17 protein-coding genes are annotated in these 19,545 nt (G+C 66.6%); 11 read left to right on the top strand and 6 right to left on the bottom strand.

The features are described 5' to 3' along the window. The first annotated feature begins 51 nt into the window (after positions 1-51). From BJQ90_RS21520 to BJQ90_RS21510, 3 genes are all read left to right on the top strand, one after another. Positions 52-1,401, top strand: a complete 1,350-nt coding sequence (locus tag BJQ90_RS21520) for an inorganic phosphate transporter (protein ID WP_319004677.1) — start codon at positions 52-54, stop codon at positions 1,399-1,401. Then, entirely contained in the window at positions 1,398-1,619 is a 222-nt protein-coding gene (locus BJQ90_RS21515) for a hypothetical protein (RefSeq protein WP_226762207.1), read from the top strand. The genes BJQ90_RS21520 and BJQ90_RS21515 overlap by 4 nt, the downstream gene beginning before the upstream one ends. A gap of 131 nt (positions 1,620-1,750) precedes the next feature. Then, on the top strand, positions 1,751-2,302 hold the full coding sequence (locus BJQ90_RS21510) for a dihydrofolate reductase family protein (protein ID WP_226762206.1): 552 nt from the start codon (positions 1,751-1,753) through the stop codon (positions 2,300-2,302). 51 nt (positions 2,303-2,353) lie between these two features. On the opposite strand, the gene BJQ90_RS21505 is transcribed toward BJQ90_RS21510, so the two are convergent. Next, positions 2,354-2,818, bottom strand: a complete 465-nt coding sequence (locus BJQ90_RS21505) for a hotdog fold thioesterase (protein WP_226762205.1) — start codon at positions 2,816-2,818, stop codon at positions 2,354-2,356. Positions 2,819-3,065: 247 nt separating this feature from the next. Between BJQ90_RS21505 and polA the strand changes: the two genes are divergently transcribed. The 4 genes from polA to BJQ90_RS21485 all read left to right on the top strand — a co-directional run bounded on the left by polA (position 3,066) and on the right by BJQ90_RS21485 (position 9,639). Next, the gene (gene polA, locus BJQ90_RS21500) at positions 3,066-5,705 is read left to right on the top strand and encodes a DNA polymerase I (RefSeq protein ID WP_413463731.1); all 2,640 of its coding nucleotides are present in this window, start codon (positions 3,066-3,068) and stop codon (positions 5,703-5,705) included. Positions 5,706-5,781: 76 nt separating this feature from the next. Then, the gene (locus BJQ90_RS21495) at positions 5,782-7,071 is read left to right on the top strand and encodes a GNAT family N-acetyltransferase (protein ID WP_226762204.1); all 1,290 of its coding nucleotides are present in this window, start codon (positions 5,782-5,784) and stop codon (positions 7,069-7,071) included. A gap of 199 nt (positions 7,072-7,270) precedes the next feature. Then, on the top strand, positions 7,271-8,752 hold the full coding sequence (gene rpsA, locus BJQ90_RS21490) for a 30S ribosomal protein S1 (RefSeq protein ID WP_226762203.1): 1,482 nt from the start codon (positions 7,271-7,273) through the stop codon (positions 8,750-8,752). A 458-nt stretch (positions 8,753-9,210) separates the two neighbouring features. Next, positions 9,211-9,639, top strand: a complete 429-nt coding sequence (locus tag BJQ90_RS21485) for a VOC family protein (RefSeq protein ID WP_226762202.1) — start codon at positions 9,211-9,213, stop codon at positions 9,637-9,639. A 353-nt stretch (positions 9,640-9,992) separates the two neighbouring features. On the opposite strand, the gene BJQ90_RS21480 is transcribed toward BJQ90_RS21485, so the two are convergent. Both BJQ90_RS21480 and BJQ90_RS21475 read right to left on the bottom strand, forming a co-directional pair. Then, positions 9,993-10,517: a GNAT family N-acetyltransferase gene (locus BJQ90_RS21480; protein WP_226762201.1), complete on the bottom strand. Its 525-nt coding sequence runs from the start codon at positions 10,515-10,517 to the stop codon at positions 9,993-9,995. Beyond that, the gene (locus BJQ90_RS21475) at positions 10,501-11,202 is read right to left on the bottom strand and encodes an IMPACT family protein (RefSeq protein WP_226762200.1); all 702 of its coding nucleotides are present in this window, start codon (positions 11,200-11,202) and stop codon (positions 10,501-10,503) included. The genes BJQ90_RS21480 and BJQ90_RS21475 overlap by 17 nt, the downstream gene beginning before the upstream one ends. A gap of 22 nt (positions 11,203-11,224) precedes the next feature. On the opposite strand from BJQ90_RS21475, the gene coaE reads away from it, so the two are divergent. The 4 genes from coaE (at position 11,225) to BJQ90_RS21455 (ending at position 17,293) form a co-directional block, all read left to right on the top strand. After that, the gene (gene coaE, locus BJQ90_RS21470) at positions 11,225-12,544 is read left to right on the top strand and encodes a dephospho-CoA kinase (RefSeq protein ID WP_226762199.1); all 1,320 of its coding nucleotides are present in this window, start codon (positions 11,225-11,227) and stop codon (positions 12,542-12,544) included. Between the two features lie 40 nt (positions 12,545-12,584). Next, on the top strand, positions 12,585-14,666 hold the full coding sequence (gene uvrB / locus BJQ90_RS21465) for an excinuclease ABC subunit UvrB (RefSeq protein WP_226762198.1): 2,082 nt from the start codon (positions 12,585-12,587) through the stop codon (positions 14,664-14,666). A gap of 177 nt (positions 14,667-14,843) precedes the next feature. Further along, positions 14,844-15,872 carry a TerC family protein gene (locus BJQ90_RS21460; protein ID WP_226762197.1) on the top strand — a complete coding sequence of 343 codons (1,029 nt, stop codon included), beginning with the start codon at positions 14,844-14,846 and terminating at the stop codon, positions 15,870-15,872. 26 nt (positions 15,873-15,898) lie between these two features. After that, positions 15,899-17,293 (top strand): MFS transporter, encoded by a 1,395-nt coding sequence (locus BJQ90_RS21455; RefSeq protein WP_226762196.1) that lies wholly within the window; start codon positions 15,899-15,901, stop codon positions 17,291-17,293. 37 nt (positions 17,294-17,330) lie between these two features. On the opposite strand, the gene BJQ90_RS21450 is transcribed toward BJQ90_RS21455, so the two are convergent. From BJQ90_RS21450 to BJQ90_RS21440, 3 genes are all read right to left on the bottom strand, one after another. Beyond that, positions 17,331-18,602 (bottom strand): alpha/beta fold hydrolase, encoded by a 1,272-nt coding sequence (locus tag BJQ90_RS21450; RefSeq protein ID WP_226762255.1) that lies wholly within the window; start codon positions 18,600-18,602, stop codon positions 17,331-17,333. A gap of 94 nt (positions 18,603-18,696) precedes the next feature. Then, positions 18,697-19,197 carry a GNAT family N-acetyltransferase gene (locus BJQ90_RS21445; protein WP_226762195.1) on the bottom strand — a complete coding sequence of 167 codons (501 nt, stop codon included), beginning with the start codon at positions 19,195-19,197 and terminating at the stop codon, positions 18,697-18,699. Between the two features lie 55 nt (positions 19,198-19,252). Then, on the bottom strand, positions 19,253-19,545 hold a 293-nt coding region (locus BJQ90_RS21440; protein ID WP_226762194.1), incomplete at its 5' end, for a DUF3516 domain-containing protein.

Below are 19,545 nucleotides of genomic sequence, written 5' to 3'. Positions count from 1 at the left end.
GGCAACGGGGAACAAAACTGCTGACCGTCGACTCTGCAGATTGGGCAACAGGTGGAAATCACCATTATGGTGGCGCTAGTAATATCGCTGGCGCTTTTTTTTGACTTCACCAATGGATTTCATGACACGGCCAACGCGATGGCCACCCCCATCGCCACCGGTGCAATCAAACCCAAAACGGCAGTCGCCCTCGCGGCGGTGCTGAACCTGTTGGGGGCCTTTCTTTCCACGGAAGTGGCCAAGACCGTGTCCGGCGGCATCATCAAGGAAGGATCGGACGGCATCCAGATCACCCCGGAGATCATCTTCGCGGGACTGATGGGCGCCATCCTCTGGAACATGATCACCTGGCTCAAGGGACTTCCGTCGAGCTCCTCGCACGCACTCTTCGGCGGCCTGATCGGCGCCGCCATCGCAGGGATCGGCATCCACTCGATCAACTTCGAGAGCCTCCTGCAGAAGGTCATCCTGCCCGCGGTCTTCGCGCCCATCATCGCCGGCGGTGTCGCCTACCTGTGCACGAAGCTGGCGTACACGCTGACTTCCCGCCACGACCCGGAATCCGGCAGCAAGCTCACGCAGAAGCGCGGAGGCTTCCGCACCGGCCAGATCTTCACCTCCAGCCTTGTGGCCCTCGCCCATGGCACCAACGACGCACAGAAGACCATGGGCATCATCACCCTCGTGCTGATCTCCGCCGGCCTCCAGCAGCCCGGCTCCGGACCGCAGGTCTGGGTCATCACCACCTGCGCTCTTGCCATCGCGATCGGCACCTACTCCGGCGGGTGGAGGATCATCCGCACCATGGGATCCGGTCTCACCGACGTCAAACCCGCCCAGGGCTTCGCGGCCGAAAGCAGCACGGCATCAGCCATCCTTGCCTCCTCGCACCTGGGGTTTGCACTGTCCACCACCCAGGTTGCCTCCGGCTCCGTGATCGGCTCGGGCATGGGCCGCCGCGGCACCACCGTCCAGTGGGGAACAGCCGGAAAGATTGCGCTCGGCTGGCTGTTCACCCTCCCCGCCGCCGGGATCGTGGGTGCCCTCACCGCCCTTCTTGTGAAAACCGGCGTCGTAGGCGTCATCATCGCCGCCGTGGCCGGCACCGCCGCCGTGACCTACATGTTCCTCCACTCCAAGAAGTCGCGTGTCGGCCACCACAACGCTGTCGAGGTCGAGGAAGCCGGCCAGGCCGTGCAGTTCCGCAGGAAGAGGAAAACGGTTGCCGCCAGCCGCGCCAAGGACGAGGCCATTAGTGGCATCAAGGACGAGCAGGTTGTCAGCGACTTCAAACACGAGCAGGTTGTCAGCGACTTCAAACACGAGCAGGTTGTCAGCGACTTCAAACACGAGCAGGCCGTCAGCGGCATCAAGGGCGAGCAGAAGGATGGGCTGTCATGAAGTGGCTGGAACTGGTTCAAGTGGCGGGTGCAACGCTCATCGCGGCAGTGACTGTCGTGGTCCTGTACTCCCTGGGTGTCCGCCTGACCGCGATTGCCGGTGACGTCAGTGAACGAAAGCCGGTCTGGGTACGGCCGCTCGCCGTCGTGTGCTTCGCCCTGTGCGGCCTCGCCGTGATGTTCGGGCTGTACCTGATCATTCCCTACTTCGGCAAGTAGCCGGCGCCGCTCCCCGCCCCTGCGGGGCCCCCGCCCCGACGTGGAGGCCATTGTCCACTCTCAGTTCGGATACCATCCTGCGCCCGGCGCGCAGGATGGGCACCCCGGCCCGGAGTGGCTAGGCTGGGGACATGCCTGGTTTCCAGTATTTTGTGGCGTCCTCGCTGGACGGATTCATCGCCACCTCCGATGACAACCTGGACTGGTTGCTCCAGTTCGACGGCTTCGCCGGCGGCAAGGAAAGCTACAACGCCTTTATGGCGGACGTCGGCTGCATCGTGATGGGTGGCGAAACCTACGCCTGGCTGAGGAAGCACGAGCCCGGCAACTGGCCGTACCCCACCACGCCGTGCTGGGTGTTCACGCACCACGAACACTCAGCGCCCCAAGGCGCGGACGTGACCTTTGTCCGCGGCCCCGTGGCCGAATTCGTCGAGGACCTCCGTGCCACAGCGGGAGACCGGAACGTCTGGATCGTCGGCGGCGGGGTGCTCGCGGCCCAGTTTGCCGATGCCTCCGCGCTGGACGAGATCATCATTTCGATCATTCCCGTCGTGCTGGGCAGCGGCAAGGCGGTCCTGCCCCTTTCCCGGCCGACGGCGCCCCTGGAGTTGATCTCCTCGCACACCATGGGGCGGGGCATCGTGGAGCTGCATTACCGTTTCGGGAGCATTCCGGCGTAGCGGATCCCCGGCGTCGCGCCTACCCTGCGTCGCGCCTACCCTGCGTCGTGCCTACCCGGCGATGTCGCGGATCAGGTTAGTGATGCGGGCCGTAGACAGCCGGCGGCCGCTTTCGTCCGTCAGGACGATCTCATGGGTTGTCAGGGTCCGCCCGAGGTGGATTGCCGTGCACGTCCCGGTCACGGTGCCCGTCGTGATGGCCCGGTGATGCGTCGCGCTGACGTCGATCCCCAGTGCCTGGCGCTTCGGACCGGCGTGCATGCCGGCGGCAAAGGAACCAAGGGTCTCGGCCAGGACCACGTGGGCGCCGCCGTGCAGGATGCCGGCCACCTGGGTGTTGCCTTCCACCGGCATGGTGCCCACCGTCCGCTCGGGACTCATCTCCAGGAACTGGATCCCCATCTTCACCACCAGGGCACCCACGCCGTATTGCCCCAGCCAGTCGTGCATTTCCTCGGGAATCCCGGCGGCCGCCAGTTCGGCCGCGTACGGGCCCGGCGTGAAATTGTCCATCATGGGAACTAGGCTGGCACCTGTGAGTGAAACTACCAAACCGGCCCCTTCCCCCTCCGCAGTGGAGACTTCAGCAGACACCGCACCTGGAACTGCCGCTGGCACCGCACCGGCTACGGCCGCCCCGCCGGTCCTTGTGGCTGAGCCCGTGAAGAAACGCCGCCGCCCTGCCGCGGAGGTTTCCGCGACCGAGGCCCCGGTGGTCCCGATTACCGACCAGCCCCGGCTGATGGTGCTCGACGGACACTCCATGGCCTTCCGGGCCTTCTACGCCCTGCCGGCCGAGAACTTCGCCACGTCGACCGGCCAGCACACCAACGCGGTCCACGGCTTCACCTCGATGCTGATCAACCTGATCAAGGAGCAGAAGCCCACCCACGTCGCCGTGGCATTCGATGTCTCCGATGACACGACGTTCCGTAAAGCCGAATACGACGGCTACAAAGGCGGGCGGAACGAGACGCCCCGGGAATTCAGCGGGCAGATTGACCTGATCGAAAAGGTCATGACCGCCTGGGGTATCAAGACCATCAGCATGCCCGGCTTCGAAGCCGACGACATTCTGGCCACGCTGGCAGCCCAGGGCGAAGCCGCGGGATACGAGGTGCTGCTCGTCTCCGGCGACCGCGACACCTTCCAGCTCATCACGGACAACGTCTTTGTGCTCTACCCGAAGATCGGCGTCAGCAACATTCCCCGGATGAACGCCGAGGCCATCGAGACCAAGTACTTCGTGACGCCCCCGCAGTATTCAGACCTTGCCGCCCTGGTCGGGGAGTCTGCGGACAACCTTCCCGGCGTGCCGGGCGTCGGGCCCAAAACCGCCGCGAAGTGGATCAACCAGTACGGGGGACTGGAAGGCATCCTGGCGAACCTTGACTCGATCGGCGGCAAAGTCGGCGACGCGCTCCGGGAGCACATCGACTCCGTCAAGCGGAACCGCCGGCTGAACCGCCTTCTCACGGATCTGGAGCTGCCCGTCTCGCTCAAGGAGCTGGAGGAGCCGCGCCCGGACAATGACGCGATCGAGGAGATCTTTGACCGGCTGGAGTTCAAGACGCTCCGCCCCCGGTTGTTCGCGCTCTACGCCGGCGACTCCGGGGATGCCGGACAGGACAGCATCGAGGTCCCCGAGTTCTCCGCGCTCAGCGCCGCTGCGGAACTCAAGGCCTTCTTCGACGCCGGCAAGGACCACCGCTCGGCCCTTGCCGTTGACTTCGCTCCCGGGCGGATTGCCGACGACGCCCCGGCCATTGCCGTGCTCCGCGGCGACGCAGCCGCGTACATCGACCTCACGGTGCTGGACGCCGAGGCCGAGGCCGTGCTGGCCGGCTGGCTGCTGGACCCGGAGGCGGCGAAGGTCACGCACGGATTCAAGGCCGCCCTGAAGGCTTTCACTGCCCGGGGCCTGGGCCTGGACGGCGTCGTGGATGACACGTCAATATCCGGCTACCTGATCCAGCCGGACCGGCGCAGTTACGAGCTTGCCGAGCTCGCGCAGCACCACCTGAAGATGAGTATCTCCACCGCGGCCGCGAAGACGGGCCAGCTGGAGCTTTCCTTCGGGGGAGAGGATGACGCCTCCGCCGGCGCGCTCGTGCAGCAGGCCGCCGTCGTGTTTGCCCTGAGCCAGCACTTCGAAACGGAACTGAGGGTCCGGAAGGCGCAGGAGCTGCTGACCAGCCTGGAGCTTCCGGTCAGCCGGGTGCTGGCCCGGATGGAACTCGATGGCATCGGCGTGTCGATGGAGCGGATGAACGAACAGCTCGCCGACCTCGCCAAGGTAATCGACAACGCCCAGGAACTCGCGTTCGCCGCGATCGGCCACGAAGTGAACCTCGGCTCGCCCAAGCAGCTGCAGACCGTGCTCTTCGAGGAACTGGGGCTGCCCAAGACCAAGAAGATCAAGTCCGGCTACACCACGGACGCCGCATCGCTGAAGACGCTGCTGGAGAAGACCGGCCACGAATTCCTGGTCCAGCTCATGGCGCACCGTGAATCCGCGAAGCTGCGGCAGATGATCGAATCATTGAAGAAGTCCGTCGCCGAGGACGGCCGGATCCACACCACCTATGCCCAGAATGTCGCCGCCACCGGGCGTATCTCCTCGAACAATCCGAACCTGCAGAACATCCCCATCCGCAGTGAGGAAGGCCGTCGGGTCCGCAGCATCTTCGTGGTGAGCGAGGGCTACGACTGCCTGCTTTCGGCGGACTATTCGCAGATCGAAATGCGGATCATGGCGCACCTCTCCGGCGACCCCGGTCTGATCCAGGCGTACCAGGAGGGCGAGGACCTGCACCGCTTCGTCGGATCGCACATCTTCCACGTCCCCCCGGCCGAGGTCACGAGTGCGATGCGGTCCAAGGTCAAGGCGATGTCCTATGGCCTGGCTTACGGGCTGACGTCCTTCGGCCTGTCCAAACAGCTCGAAATTTCCGTGGACGAGGCCCGGACGCTGATGAAGGAGTACTTCGAGCGTTTCGGCGCGGTCCGTGACTACCTCCGCGGCGTGGTGGAACAGGCACGGATCGACGGTTACACCGCCACGATCGAGGGTCGGCGCCGCTACCTTCCGGACCTGACCAGCACCGACCGCCAGCTGCGCGAAATCGCGGAACGGGTGGCGTTGAACTCCCCGATCCAGGGTTCGGCCGCGGACATCATCAAACGCGCCATGCTTGGAGTCTCCGGCGCACTGGCCGAACAGGGCCTGAAATCGCGCATGCTGCTGCAGGTCCATGATGAACTGGTCCTCGAAGTGGCGCACGGCGAGCGGGAAGCCGTGGAGCAGCTGGTGACGGAACAGATGGGCTCGGCGGCGCAGCTGACCGTTCCGCTGGACGTGCAGATCGGCATCGGCTCCAGCTGGTACGAAGCGGGGCACTGACGCCCTGCATCTTTGGGCGTGAGTGGTTGGGCGCTTAGTCGTTGGGCGCTGTCAGGATTTCTAGGGGGAGAACTACATGGCAGAGAAGTATGAGATCCGTCGGTTCCGCGCGGCCGACAAAGCCGAACCCGGCTACGCGCTGGGGGTGGACTGGCTGCGCGGCGTCGGCGTCGGGTTCTACGACGAGCGGCACAAGGAAGAGTTTGTCGACAAGGTCATGACCATGTACCGGGTGGACAACCGCGAGATGACCGGGGTCTACCAGACCGGCGCCGTGGCGGGCCGCTCCCTCCCGGCAGAGATCCCGGTCGCGACCTTCGGGACCCTGCGCAAGGACCTCAACATCGGCTACGGCCGTCAGCTCGAAGCACAGCTGATCACCGCCGTGACCGTCCGCGGAACCCACCGCCGGCAGGGGATCCTGCGCCGGATGATGACCGAGGACCTCGCCGCGTCCAAAGCCGACGGCCTGGCCATCGCGGCGCTGACGGCCTCGGAAGCGTCGATCTACGGCCGGTTCGGCTTTGGCGTCGCAACCTTCGAACGCAGCACCAAGGTCGACACCGGGCCGCGGTTCCGGCTGAGGCACACACCGTCGGGCTCGGTGGAAATCGCCGACCGGAAAGTCCTGCTGGAGCTGGCTCCGGTGGTATTCGAACGCGTCCACCGCGTCACCCCGGGCTCAATCGTGCGGCAGGATGCCTACCGGCAGCGCAGCTCCGGAACCCTGGGCCAGGACGGCGCGGAGGACGAATCGATCAGGTGCGCCCTGCACTACGACGCCGACGGAAGCATTGATGGCTATGTGGCCTACAAGTTCTCCGGCTGGGACACCAAACCCCACACCATGGAAGTCATCGACCTCGTGGCGGCAACCGATTCCGGCTACCTGGACCTCTGGCAGTTCCTTGGCAGCCTCGACCTGATTCAGCGGGTCACCTGGGCCGAAGCTCCCGTCGACGATCCGCTGACGTGGGCGCTTGAGGACCCGCGCTGCATCGAGTCCTCCGAGAACAGCGACATGCTCTGGCTCCGCATCCTTGACACGGCCAAGGCCCTTGGCGCGCGGCGTTACTCCTCCGACGGCAGCCTGGTCCTGCGCGTCACCGATGCCCTGGGCTTCGCGGAAGGCACGTTCACGCTGACCGTCACCGGCGGCGAGGCACGGGTTGCGGCCGCTCCGGACGGCGCCGTTCCAGAGCTTTCCCTCGACGTTGCCGAGCTCGGTTCCGTCTATCTGGGCGCAGTCTGCCCGGTGACGCTGGCAGCCGCCGGACGGATAACCGAGCACGCACCGGGGGCGGCGCTGACGGCGCGACTCATGTTCGCCGTCGAACGTGCACCGCACTGCCTGACGCACTTCTAAACGGGTCCCAACCAACCCGTTGCGCTTTGACCCGCGTTCACGTATACGACTAGACTAAACGGGCGTGTACTACGTGCGCGCATCTACAATCCACAAATCAGGATGACCCGGCGATATGCCGTGTTCTGTGCCCGTGTCGCCGACGCGGGCGCAGCGGTTTGCCTGACCGACTAACTATCCACAACGGAGCCCCTACTACATGACCATCACCTCCACCGAGAAGCCCGGTACCCCCGTAGTCGCGATTAACGACATCGGTACCGCTGAGGACTTCCTCGCAGCAGTCGACGCCACCATCAAGTACTTCAACGACGGAGACCTCGTCGAAGGTACCGTCGTCAAGGTCGACCGCGATGAAGTTCTGCTCGACATCGGTTACAAGACCGAAGGTGTCATTCCCTCCCGCGAGCTGTCCATCAAGCACGATGTTGATCCCGGAGACGTCGTCTCCGTTGGCGATCTCGTCGAAGCCCTGGTGCTCACCAAGGAAGACAAAGAAGGCCGCCTGATCCTCTCCAAGAAGCGCGCTCAGTACGAGCGTGCCTGGGGCGACATCGAGAAGGTCAAGGAAGAAGACGGTGTCGTCACCGGTACCGTCATCGAGGTTGTCAAGGGTGGTCTTATCCTCGACATCGGTCTGCGCGGCTTCCTGCCGGCGTCCCTCGTCGAGATGCGCCGTGTGCGCGACCTTGCTCCGTACATCGGTCAGAAGATCGAAGCCAAAATCATCGAGCTGGACAAGAACCGCAACAACGTTGTGCTGTCCCGCCGTGCATGGCTCGAGCAGACCCAGTCCGAGGTCCGCTCCACGTTCCTCAACAAGCTGGAAAAGGGCCAGGTCCGTCCCGGCGTCGTTTCCTCCATCGTCAACTTCGGTGCCTTCGTGGATCTGGGCGGCGTAGACGGCCTCGTTCACGTTTCCGAGCTGTCCTGGAAGCACATCGACCACCCGTCCGAGGTTGTCGAAGTTGGCCAGGAAGTCACCGTCGAGGTTCTCGAGGTCGACCTGGACCGCGAGCGTGTGTCCCTGTCGCTCAAGGCTACGCAGGAAGATCCGTGGCAGACCTTCGCCCGCACCCACGCCCTCGGGCAGGTTGTGCCGGGTAAGGTCACCAAGCTGGTTCCGTTCGGCGCGTTCGTTCGCGTTGAAGACGGCATCGAGGGCCTGGTCCACATCTCCGAGCTCGCCGCGCGCCACGTTGAGCTGGCCGAGCAGGTTGTCTCCGTTGGTGACGAGCTGTTCGTCAAGGTCATCGACATCGACCTCGAACGCCGCCGCATCTCGCTGTCCCTCAAGCAGGCCAACGAGGGCGTCGACGCCGAGTCCACCGAATTCGATCCGGCTCTCTACGGCATGGCCGCTGAGTATGACGAAGAGGGCAACTACAAGTACCCGGAGGGCTTCGATCCGGAGTCCAACGAGTGGCTTGAAGGCTACGAGACACAGCGCGCCGCCTGGGAGCAGCAGTACGCTCACGCCCAGACCCGCTGGGAAGCCCACAAGAAGCAGGTTGCCCAGCACGCTGCCGACGACGCTGCAGCTGCAACGTCCGGCGAGAGCGACTCCGGCACCACCAGCTACTCCTCCGAGCCGGCTGCAGCCGAGTCCAACACCGGTGGCGGCACGCTCGCTTCCGACGAGGCTCTTGCAGCACTGCGCGAGAAGCTGACCGGCAACTAATTGCCCACAGTTCCCGGGGAGTCCGCTCCCCGGGGCTTGGCAGTTGGTAGCTTGAAGTAGCACCGTGAAGGTGGCCGTCCCTGCTGGGGCGGTCACTTTTCGTTTCCGGGGACATGCCCCGCGGGCGCTCATCCCGGGGGGACATGCCCAGTGGCGGGCGCTCATCCCGGGGTACATGCCCAGTCCCCGGGCAGGCCACTGGACATATGGGCACTATGTCCAACCGTGGGCTCGGCGGCGGGGCATGCGCCAGCCGCGGAGTCCGAGGCGCCGGGTGGGCATGCCCAGTCCTGGCAGCGGTCCCTGGGCATCTTGGCATTATGTCCAACAGCGATTCCGGGGACTGGGCATGCCAGCCGGCGACTCGGGCGCGTGACGGCTGGAATCATTGACGCCGTCTGGTGAGGCGTTCAGACTAGGCGGGTTGAGTGTACGGAACACACTATGGGGGAGCGATCATGGTTGAGATTTCGGGAAGTACTGGCACGGCGGACTCAGCAGTCGCAGGGCCATGGCCGAGAGGTATCGGTGCCATCACCCTGTTTGTCGAGGATCTGCCGGTTGCCAAGCGCTTCTACCAAGACGTGTTCGGCCTGCCGGTAGCCTTCGAGGATGATGCTTCGGCCGTGTTCAAGTTCGCGAACACCATGATCAACCTGTTGAAATCCTCCGAAGCTCCGGAGCTTATCGGACCCGCCATCGTGGCAGCCCCCGAGGCGGGATCCCGGATGCAGTTCACCATCGAGGTCGACAACGTCGACGCCATGTGCGCCGAACTGGCGAGCCGCGGCGTCGAGCTCCTCAATGGTCCGATGGACCGTCCCTGGGGGATCCGAACGGCCACTTTCCGCGACCCAGGCGGCCACATTTGGGAAATAGCACAATAGCGCCGGGGCGGCCGTGTGAGTCCGGGCTTCTCCGCGACGGAGCCGGTTCCGTCGCGAACCTGAGCTCGGGGACCACACTTCGCGCCAGGGTCCGGTTATGGACATGTCCAGTCGTCGGACCGGCCGATGGGCATAAGGGGATTATGACCAGCCGCTGTGGCAAAGGTGGGGCATGTCCAGTCGTGGCGATGGACTCAAAGGTAGGACATGTCCAGTCGTCGGCCCGGCCGATGGGCATAAGGGGATTATGTCCAGCCGTGGTGGCCAGGGTGGGGCATGTCCAGTCGTGGCGATGGACTCAAGGGTGGGGCATGTCCACTGGGGAAGTCGGGCGGTATGCGCAGGCGCGGACCTTAGCGCAGCCGGATCCTGGCTTTGACCGGGACTGTGGCGTCTCCGGCCGCTTCGCCCTCCTCGAGCACGGCCCCGGCTGAGCGCAGGAGGGCCAGTGCCGCGGTGTTTCCTGCGGTGGTGTCGGCCTCGAGTATTTCGGCGCCTGTTGCGGCGGCCCGGTCGATCACGAGACGAAGGGCAGCCCGGGCGATGCCGTGGCCGCGGAAGCCGCGGCCCAGCCAGATCCCCGTTTCCAGCGAGTCCGCCCCGGTCCGCTTGAGCCTGATTGATCCCGCGAGTTCCCCGTCGGCGCTGATGGCCCAGCTTTTCTGCCGCGCGGGGCCGTCGAGCCCTGCCGCCGCATGGTGGTATTCGCGGAACCAGCTGATCCGTTCCGAATTCCAGCCGGCGGCGCTGCCCAGCGGAGGCGTCACCTCGTCGGCGTCGGCGTCCTGGATCGCCACGGTCAGGAGCCGCTCCAGGACAGTGTCGGAGACGTCGACGAGCCGGACAGCGGCGGGGGAAGGCTCAGCCGAGGGGGACATCGATCCACTCCGTTTCTCCAGGCAGCAATTCCGCGGTGCCAGCCGACAGGGCGGCGAGCCGTTCAGCTGCCCTGCGCAGGTCCGCCCGGTCATCCGGCAGCGCAAGTCTCAGGACAGTAGTCTGCGCCTCATAACTGGTTTCGGCCATCACATATCCCGCGGCGCGCAGGTCGTTCTCCAGCCGTCCGGCCGCCGTGTGCGGCACCATCACCGCGCAGATCCGCAGCCGGCGGCGCTGCACCAGCGGGGCCCGGTCCAGGGCGGCGGTCACGGATTCGGAGTAAGCCCGGACGAGACCGCCGGCGCCGAGCAGGATCCCGCCGAAATAGCGCACGACGACGGCGGTCACGTCGCTGAGGTCCGTCACACCGGGCGCGGTTTCACGTTTCAGCAGCGCGTCGAGCATCGGGAGGCCCGCCGTGCCGGACGGCTCGCCGTCGTCGTTGGAGCGCTGCACATCGCGGTCCGGGCCGAGTACGAAGGCGGAGCAGTGATGCCGGGCGTCGTGGAATTCCCGCCGCAGCCCGGCGAGGACCGACCGGGCGCTCTCCTCATCCGCGGTGCGGTGCAGCACGGTGATGAAGCGGGAACGCCTGACCTCGACCTCGTGGCGGAACTGGCGGCCAGCCGCCAGCGTGGTGTAAACGGTGGCCCTGCTCTCCGGGAAAACCGCATCATCAGCCACCGGATCAGTTTAGTCTGGTGGGGTGCTGAAAATTGGGTTGACGGGCGGCATCGCCTCAGGCAAGTCAGTGGCTGCCGCGCGCCTGCGCGAACTCGGGGCGGTGGTGATCGACGCCGACGCGCTGGCCCGTGAGGTCGTGGAACCCGGAACGCCGGGACTTGCCAGGGTCGTCGAGGCCTTCAGCAATGCCATCCTGGCGTCCGACGGCGGCCTGGACCGGCCCAAGCTCGGCGGCCTCGTCTTTGGCAACCCGGAACGCCTCGCGGTGCTCAACGGCATCATCCATCCCCTCGTGCGGGAACGCGCCGCCGAGCTGGCCGCCGCCGCCGCCAAAGGCGCCGTCGTGGTCCAGGACATCCCGCTGCTGGTCGAAACCGGCCAGGGCGCCAATTTCCATCTCGTGGTGGTGGTGGACGCCCCCGACGATGTCCGGGTGCAGCGCATGGTGCAGCACCGGCACCTGACGGTCGAGGAAGCCCGGGCCAGGATGGCCGCCCAGGCCACGCGGGAGGGCCGGCTGGCCGCGGCCGACGTCGTCCTGGACAACTCGGGGTCAAAGGCCGAACTCCAGGACGCGGTGGACCGGCTCTGGAAGTTCCGGCTGGCGCCGTTCGCCGGGAATCTGGCCGGGCACCGCCTCGCACCGCGCACCGGCGGCCCGGTGCTCAGGCCCGCCAACCCGGACTGGCCCGCGCAGGCCGGCCGGCTCATGGCGCGGCTGCGCGCCGCCGCCCCTCAGGACATCCTGGCCCTGGACCATGTCGGGTCCACGGCTGTCCCCGGGCTCGACGCCAAGGACGTGCTCGACCTCCAGCTCGGCGTGGAGGACATGGCCGCGGCGGAACGGATCGCGCCGCTGCTCGCCGACGCCGGCTTCCCCGGCTGGCCCGGGATCACTTCCGACAACCCCAAGGCCTCCCACCCGGACCCGGCGGACTGGCGGAAGCGGATGCACGGAAATGCTGACCCCGGGCGGGCGGTCAACGTCCATGTCCGCGCGGTGGGGTCCCCCGGCTGGCGGTTCGCGCTGTGCTTCCGGGACTGGCTGCGGGACGATGCGGCCGCCCGCGCCGACTACCTGGCCGAGAAGTGCCGCGTCGCCAAACTCCACGGCGTGGACAAATCCACCGCGGGCTACGCCGCCGACAAGGAAGGCTGGTTCGCCAACTACGCGGCGCCGCGGATGGACGCTTGGGCGCGGCACACCGGCTGGCAGCCGCCACCGTACATCACCCCCGCGCCGGAACGGGGACCGGAGGCCGTCCCCGACACGGCACCGGCACCGGTACCGGGACCGGTACCGGGACCACGCCGGACCGGCCCCGGTACCGCCCAAAGCTGAATCAGGACATCCTGTCAGAGCCCGGCGGTAGATTAGATACATGAGCCTTGCCCAGCAGATCAACCGTGTCGTGGCGCCCTTCGAGGTCATCAGCGAGTTCCAGCCGGCCGGCGACCAGCCGGCCGCGATCGCTGAACTGACCGAACGCATCAAGAACGGCGAGAAGGACGTGGTGCTGCTCGGTGCCACCGGTACCGGCAAGAGCGCGACGACGGCGTGGCTGATCGAACAGGTCCAGCGGCCCACCCTGGTGATGGTGCAGAACAAGACCCTCGCCGCTCAGCTCGTCAACGAATTCCGCGAGCTGCTTCCGAACAACGCCGTCGAGTACTTCGTCTCCTACTACGACTACTACCAGCCGGAAGCCTACGTGGCGCAGACTGACACCTTCATCGAGAAGGACTCATCCGTCAACGAGGAAGTCGAACGGCTCCGGCACTCCGCCACCAACGCGCTGCTGACCCGCCGGGACGTGATCGTGGTCGCCACCGTGTCCTGCATCTATGGCCTGGGCACCCCGGAAGAGTACATCGCCGGCATGGTGACGCTCCGCAAGGGCGCCCAAATGAACCGCGATGACCTGCTCCGGAAATTCGTTTCCATGCAGTACTCCCGCAACGACATGGACTTCCACCGCGGCACGTTCCGGGTCCGCGGCGACACCGTGGAAATCATCCCGATGTACGAGGAACTGGCGATCCGGATCGAGTTCTTTGGCGATGAGATCGAGAACATCTACACCCTGCATCCGCTCACCGGGGAAATCATCCGGGATGAGACCGAGATGTACGTCTTCCCGGCCTCGCACTACGTGGCCGGTCCGGAACGCATGGGCCGGGCGATCACGCGGATCGAAGACGAACTCGCCGAGCGGCTCCAGGTCCTGGAGAGCCAGAACAAGCTGGTGGAGGCGCAGCGTCTGCGGATGCGCACCACCTACGACCTCGAAATGATGCAGCAGATGGGCTTCTGCAACGGCATCGAGAACTACTCCAGCCACATCGACGGCCGCGCCCGCGGAACCGCACCGCACTGCCTCATCGACTACTTCCCGGACGACTTCCTCCTGGTGATCGACGAATCACACGTCACGGTGCCGCAGATCGGCGCGATGTACGAGGGCGACATGTCCCGCAAACGGAACCTCGTGGACCACGGCTTCCGGCTGCCCTCCGCCATGGACAACCGGCCGCTGAAGTGGGACGAGTTCCAGGACCGCGTGGGCCAGACCGTGTACCTCTCCGCCACGCCGGGCAAGTATGAGCTCGGCAAGGCTGACGGGTTCGTGCAGCAGATCATCCGGCCCACCGGGCTGATCGACCCCGAGATCGTCGTCAAGCCCACCAAGGGCCAGATCGATGACCTGCTCGGGGAAATCAAGACCCGCACGGCAAAGAACGAGCGTGTCCTGGTCACCACCCTGACCAAGCGGATGGCCGAGGACCTCACCGACTACCTGCTGGGCCACGGCGTGAAGGTCGAATACCTGCACTCGGACGTGGACACCCTGCGCCGGGTGGAGCTGCTCCGCGAACTCCGGATGGGCGTCTTCGACGTGCTGGTGGGCATCAACCTGCTCCGCGAAGGACTGGACCTGCCCGAGGTGTCGCTGGTGAGCATCCTCGACGCGGACAAGGAAGGCTTCCTGCGCTCGTCGACCTCGCTGATCCAGACCATCGGCCGTGCCGCCCGCAACGTCTCCGGCCAGGTGCACATGTACGCGGACCGGATCACCGACTCGATGGCGCACGCCATCGACGAGACCAACCGGCGCCGCGCCATCCAGGTGGCGTACAACACCGAAAAGGGAATCGACCCGCAACCGCTGCGGAAGAAGATCGCCGACATCACCGACCAAATCGCCAAGGAGGACGCCGACACCCGCGAACTCCTCGCCAACGCCGGCAAGGCACGCGGCAAGGGCAAGGGCGCCACCAAGGTGCGGGCGGACGGCCTGGCGGCTGCACCGGCCGAGGACCTCGTGGGCCTGATCGAGCAACTGACCGAACAGATGCACGCCGCCGCCGGGGAGCTCCAGTTCGAGCTCGCCGCCCGGCTGCGTGACGAGGTGGGCGAGCTGAAGAAGGAACTGCGCCAGATGCAGGCTGCCGGGCACGCTTAGGGTAACGTTGGTCAGACGTAGGGGAGTATCCCAAGCGCTACGATCGTCAACACGTATGGCACAGATGCCCTGCCGGGCGTAGCGGGCAGCCACGCAGTACCAGGTACGTCGTACCGGACATGCAGGCCAGTCGGAGAGACTTACACCGATGAGTCACACCCTGCGAAAGGTTTCTTCGTGCCCGAACTTCCCGTCTGGTTCGAGATCGGCTCCTTTGTCGTTCTCGGCATCATCCTGGCTATTGACCTGCTGCTGGTCCTTAAACGTCCGCACGAGCCCTCCATGAAGGAAGCCGGCCTGTGGGTCTCCTTCTACATTGGCCTCGCCCTGCTTTTCGCCGGAGCCATGTTCGCCTTCACGGGCCCGGAGTACGGCGGGCAGTTCATCGCCGGCTGGGTCACGGAATACAGCCTCAGCATCGACAACCTGTTCGTCTTCATCATCATCATGGCCCGCTTCTCGGTACCCCGTAAGTACCAGCAGGAAGTGCTGATGGTCGGCATCATCATCGCGCTGATCCTCCGCGGCATTTTCATCCTCCTCGGCGCCATCGTGATCGAACAGTTCAGTTGGGTCTTCTACATCTTCGGTGTCTTCCTGCTCTGGACCGCCTGGAAGCAGGCCCAGGACGACGGTGAGGATGAAGAGGACAAGGAAAACCCGCTCATCGCCCGGATCCGCAAGGTCCTGCCCATGTCGGAGAAGTTCGACGGCGGCAAGCTCCGCACCGTCGTCGACGGCAAGAAGGTCTTCACCCCCATGCTGATCGTGTTCGTGACCATCGGCCTCACGGACCTGCTCTTCGCGGTGGACTCGATCCCGGCCATCTTCGGCCTGACCCAGAGCGCCTTTATTGTTTTCACCGCCAACATTTTCGCGCTGATGGGCCTGCGCCAGCTGTACTTCCTGCTCGGCGGCCTGATGACACGCCTGATCTACCTGAAGCACGCACTCTCGGTGATCCTCGCGTTCATCGGCGTGAAGCTGGTCCTGCACGCCATGCACGTCAACGAACTGCCCTTCATCAACGGCGGCCAGCACATCGAGTGGGCGCCCGAGATACCGACGTACGTCTCCCTCGGGGTGATCATCGGCACCATCATCGTCGCCGTCATCGCCAGCCTGATCAGCTCCAGGTCCTCACAGTCGAAGCTGGACGCGCGGCTGGAAGAGGACTCCCGCAAGAGCCTGAGCGACGCCGAGTAGCCCCGCGGTTCGGCTAAGCTCGGACCGTGAAAATCTTTGACGCTGCAGCAGTACACGGTACGGCGCTGGACACGCAACGGGTCCAGCGCCGTACCGTGTGGGTGCTGAGTACGGCCCAGCTCCTCAGTGGGGTGGGCAGCGGGGCCAGCCTGTCCGTCGGGTCCCTGCTGGCGGTCCAGCTCTCCGGCTCGAACGCCTGGGCCGGCTCAGTCACCACCACCATGACCCTCGGAGCCGCGGCGGCAGCCCTGCCCCTCGCCGGGCTCGCCGGACGGCATGGCCGGCGGGCCTCCCTCGTCACGGGTCTGCTCTCCGCCATGGCCGGGGCCCTGCTGGTGATCGTCGCAACGGTCACGGGCAGCTTCCCGGTGCTGCTGCTCGCCGCGGCCCTGCTGGGACTCGGCACGGCCGCCAACCTGCAGGCCCGCTTCGCCGCCGTCGACCTCGCCGAACCGGAACACCGCGGCCGTTCCCTGGCGATCGTGGTGTGGGCCGTGACCATCGGCGCTGTCGCCGGCCCGAACCTGATCCGGCCCGGTGCCCTCCTGGGGGAGGCCCTCGGCCTGCCGGCGCTGGCCGGGCCCTTTGTCTTCTCCACGGCGGGGCTGGCACTGGCCGCTTTGCTGCTGCTCGTCGGCCTGCGCCCGGATCCGTTGCTGCTGGCCGCCCGGCTCGGCTCCGGCGGGCAGCCGCCCGCAGCCGGAGGCAGCGCCAGAGCCACTGCCACGGGCACGGTCACTGACAGCACCCGACGGCGGCGCGGCCTCCGCCATGGCATGCGCGCCATCCGCGACGCGCCGCGGGCCGCGCTGGCCCTCGTCGCCGTTATTGCGGCGCACGGCTGTATGGCCGCCGTGATGTCGATGACACCCCTGCACCTGCAACTGCTGACCGAGGGACCCCCGGCCGGCATGCCGGCCGGCCACGCCCACGCCGCCAGCACCGACGTGCTGGTCCTGATCGGATTCACCATCTCGTTGCACATCGCCGGGATGTACGCGCTCTCGCCGGTCATGGGCTGGCTGACGGACAAGGCCGGCCGGCTCCCGGTCATCCTGCTGGGCCACGGCCTGATCCTGTTGTCTGTCCTCGTGGCCGGTTTCGGCCAGGCCCAGCCGGCCCTGGTAACGGCCGGCCTGGTACTGCTCGGGCTGGGCTGGTCCGCGGCCACCATCGCCGGTTCCACCCTGCTCGCCGAAAGCGTCAGCGCCGACGACCGCGTCCTCGTCCAGGGGGTCTCGGACACCATGATGGGGATCGCCGGCGCGGTCGGCGCCGGGTTCTCCGGACTGGTGATGGCCGGCGTCGGCTACCAGGGCCTCAACTTGGCGGCCGCTGCCGTCGCGGCGGTGGTATTAGCCGTTGCCCTCCGCGCCGCCGGGCAAGGCCGCAGCGCATCAGCGGCGGCCCAGGCGCCGTAGCCCAGGCCCCGGTCCGCTCCGCTTTTTCCGTACTGGCTCAGTCCCGGACGGAGCGGGTCAAGCCCAGCAGACGGGAGAAGATGCCCTCCCCGTCGTCCGCGATGCCGTCATGGTGGAAGTCCGCCGACTCCCAGACCTGCAGGCCGCGGACGGCCGCGGCCGTCTCGAGCGAGAGATCGCGGTCGACGTAGATGTCCTCGCTGTACACGGCGGCGGCCACCGGCACGGTGTTGAGCGCGAGCCGGTCGGGATCGTAGAGCGGGGACCAGTCGTCCTTTTCGGCAAGGAGCCGGGCAACGCTCCGCAGCGGCCGGAGGGCGGGATCCTGCTCAAAGTACCAGGGGTAGACCATTTCGCCGGTGAGCAGCGGCTCGGGGGCGTCCGGGGAGAACTCCGGGAAGTCCTGCAGCACCCGCCACGCGGCCCAGTCCGTGGACTCGCCCTGGCCGTAGATGGATTCGTGCATCAGCGCGTACAGCGGGTTGCCGGACCTGGACACCGTCCCGCGGACCTGGTCAAGGAAAGCGTCCGAAAGCCGGCCGCCGCCGGGTGTGGCCACGAAGGCATCCTCCAGCAGGTGGTGCAGGGCATCCACCCTGGTGTTTCCGCCCAGGAAGGACCCGACCATCTGGAAGCGTTCCACGGTGAGCCGTTCGCCGTCGGGCAGGAATTCCTCCGTCCCGCGGAGATGCCGGGCGATCCGGGTGACCGCCCCCCGGTCCTCGGGATACCGTCCGAAGTATTCGGCGTTGCGCGCCGCCACCCGGCGGAACGTGGACTGGTAGACCCGGTCCGCTGGCCCCGAGAGCGGCGCGAGGCCGCCGGTGATCAGGGCTTCACGCAGGCCCTCGGGGGCGAAGGAAAGGTAGCTGAGCGCACAGAAGCCGCCGTAGCTCTGGCCGTAGATTGTCCAGGGCCCGGAGCCCAGGGCCAGCCGGATCGCCTCGGCGTCGGCGACGATCGAATCCGCCCGGAAGTGCGCCAGGTAATCCGCCTGGTCGGCCTCGGTCCCGCGCAGCGGCAGCGTTTTGCGGTCGATGGGGGACGACAGGCCGGTGCCGCGCTGGTCCAGCATGAGGATGCGGAAGTCCCTCGCGGCGGCCTTGGTCCAGCCCCCGAGCGCCGGAAGACGGTTGCCGCGCCCGCCGGGACCGCCCTGGAGGTAGAGCAGCCACGGGAGCTGGGCCGTTTCTTCCGCGCTGTGGTCGGTGGAGACGTATTCGCGGGCAAAGGCGGTGACGGTCTCGCCGGCCGGCCCGTCACCGAAGTGGTCCAGCGGCACCTCGAAGTAGTGTTCCGCGGTGCGCATTCCGCGGTACTCGTGCCGGGCCTTGATGGTGTGGGGGACCGTGGGCCGCGCAGCCTCCAGCAGATCCGCGGCGCCGGACCCGATCACAGGCAGGTCAGCCACGGGCCGGGACGTTACGGGTGGCGCCAAAGGCTTCCAGCGCCTCGCCGGTGAGCCGGAAGGTGGACCACCCGTCCATCGGGGCGGCGCCGAGCCTCCTGTAGAAATCGATGGAGGGCTCGTTCCAGTCCAGCACACTCCACTCGACGCGCGCGTAGCCGCGGTCGACGGCGGTGGCGGCCAGGTGCTGCAGGAGTGCCTTGCCGTGGCCTTCGCCGCGGGCCTCGGGCCGGACGTAGAGGTCCTCCAGATAAATGCCGTGGACGCCCTCCCAGGTGGAGTAGTTCAGGAACCAGAGAGCGAAGCCCCGGACGTCCCCGTCCTCGTTTTCGGCCATCGCCGCGAACACCCGCGGGTTCTCGCCAAACAGGGCCTCGGTCAGCATCCCGGGGGTATTCCGGACGGCGTCCGGTTCCCTCTCGTAGATTGCCAGATCATGGATCATCTGCAGGATTGCGGGGACGTCGTTCGCTGTCGCGGGCCGGATTACACTCATCGTTCGAGTTTACCCGGGGCGCCCCGGAGCTGCCGGACCAAGGTTACCGGCAAGCCTAGAGCCGGTTCACGTCCGTCACCCGCACGACGGCGGTGCCGGTCTCGTCGGATGCCGCGAGATCCACCTCCGCGGAGATGCCCCAGTCGTGGTTGCCGGCCGGGTCCTCGAAGATCTGCCGGACCTTCCACATAGCGGTGTCCTCGGTGATGATCAGCAGGCCCGGGCCGCGGGCGTCCGGGCCGGTGCCGATGTCGTCGTGTTCGTCGAAGTAGTCATCCAGCATGTCTTCCCAGCGCTCGGAGTCCCACCCGGATCCGGCATCGAGCTCGCCGAGGGCGGCGGCGTCCT

Origin of the sequence: Arthrobacter sp. SO3 (assembly GCF_020532825.1) — a bacterium.
Classification (GTDB): domain Bacteria; phylum Actinomycetota; class Actinomycetes; order Actinomycetales; family Micrococcaceae; genus Arthrobacter.
Note: the sequence above shows the minus strand (reverse complement) of the source record. Positions and strands in the feature narration are given on the sequence as shown.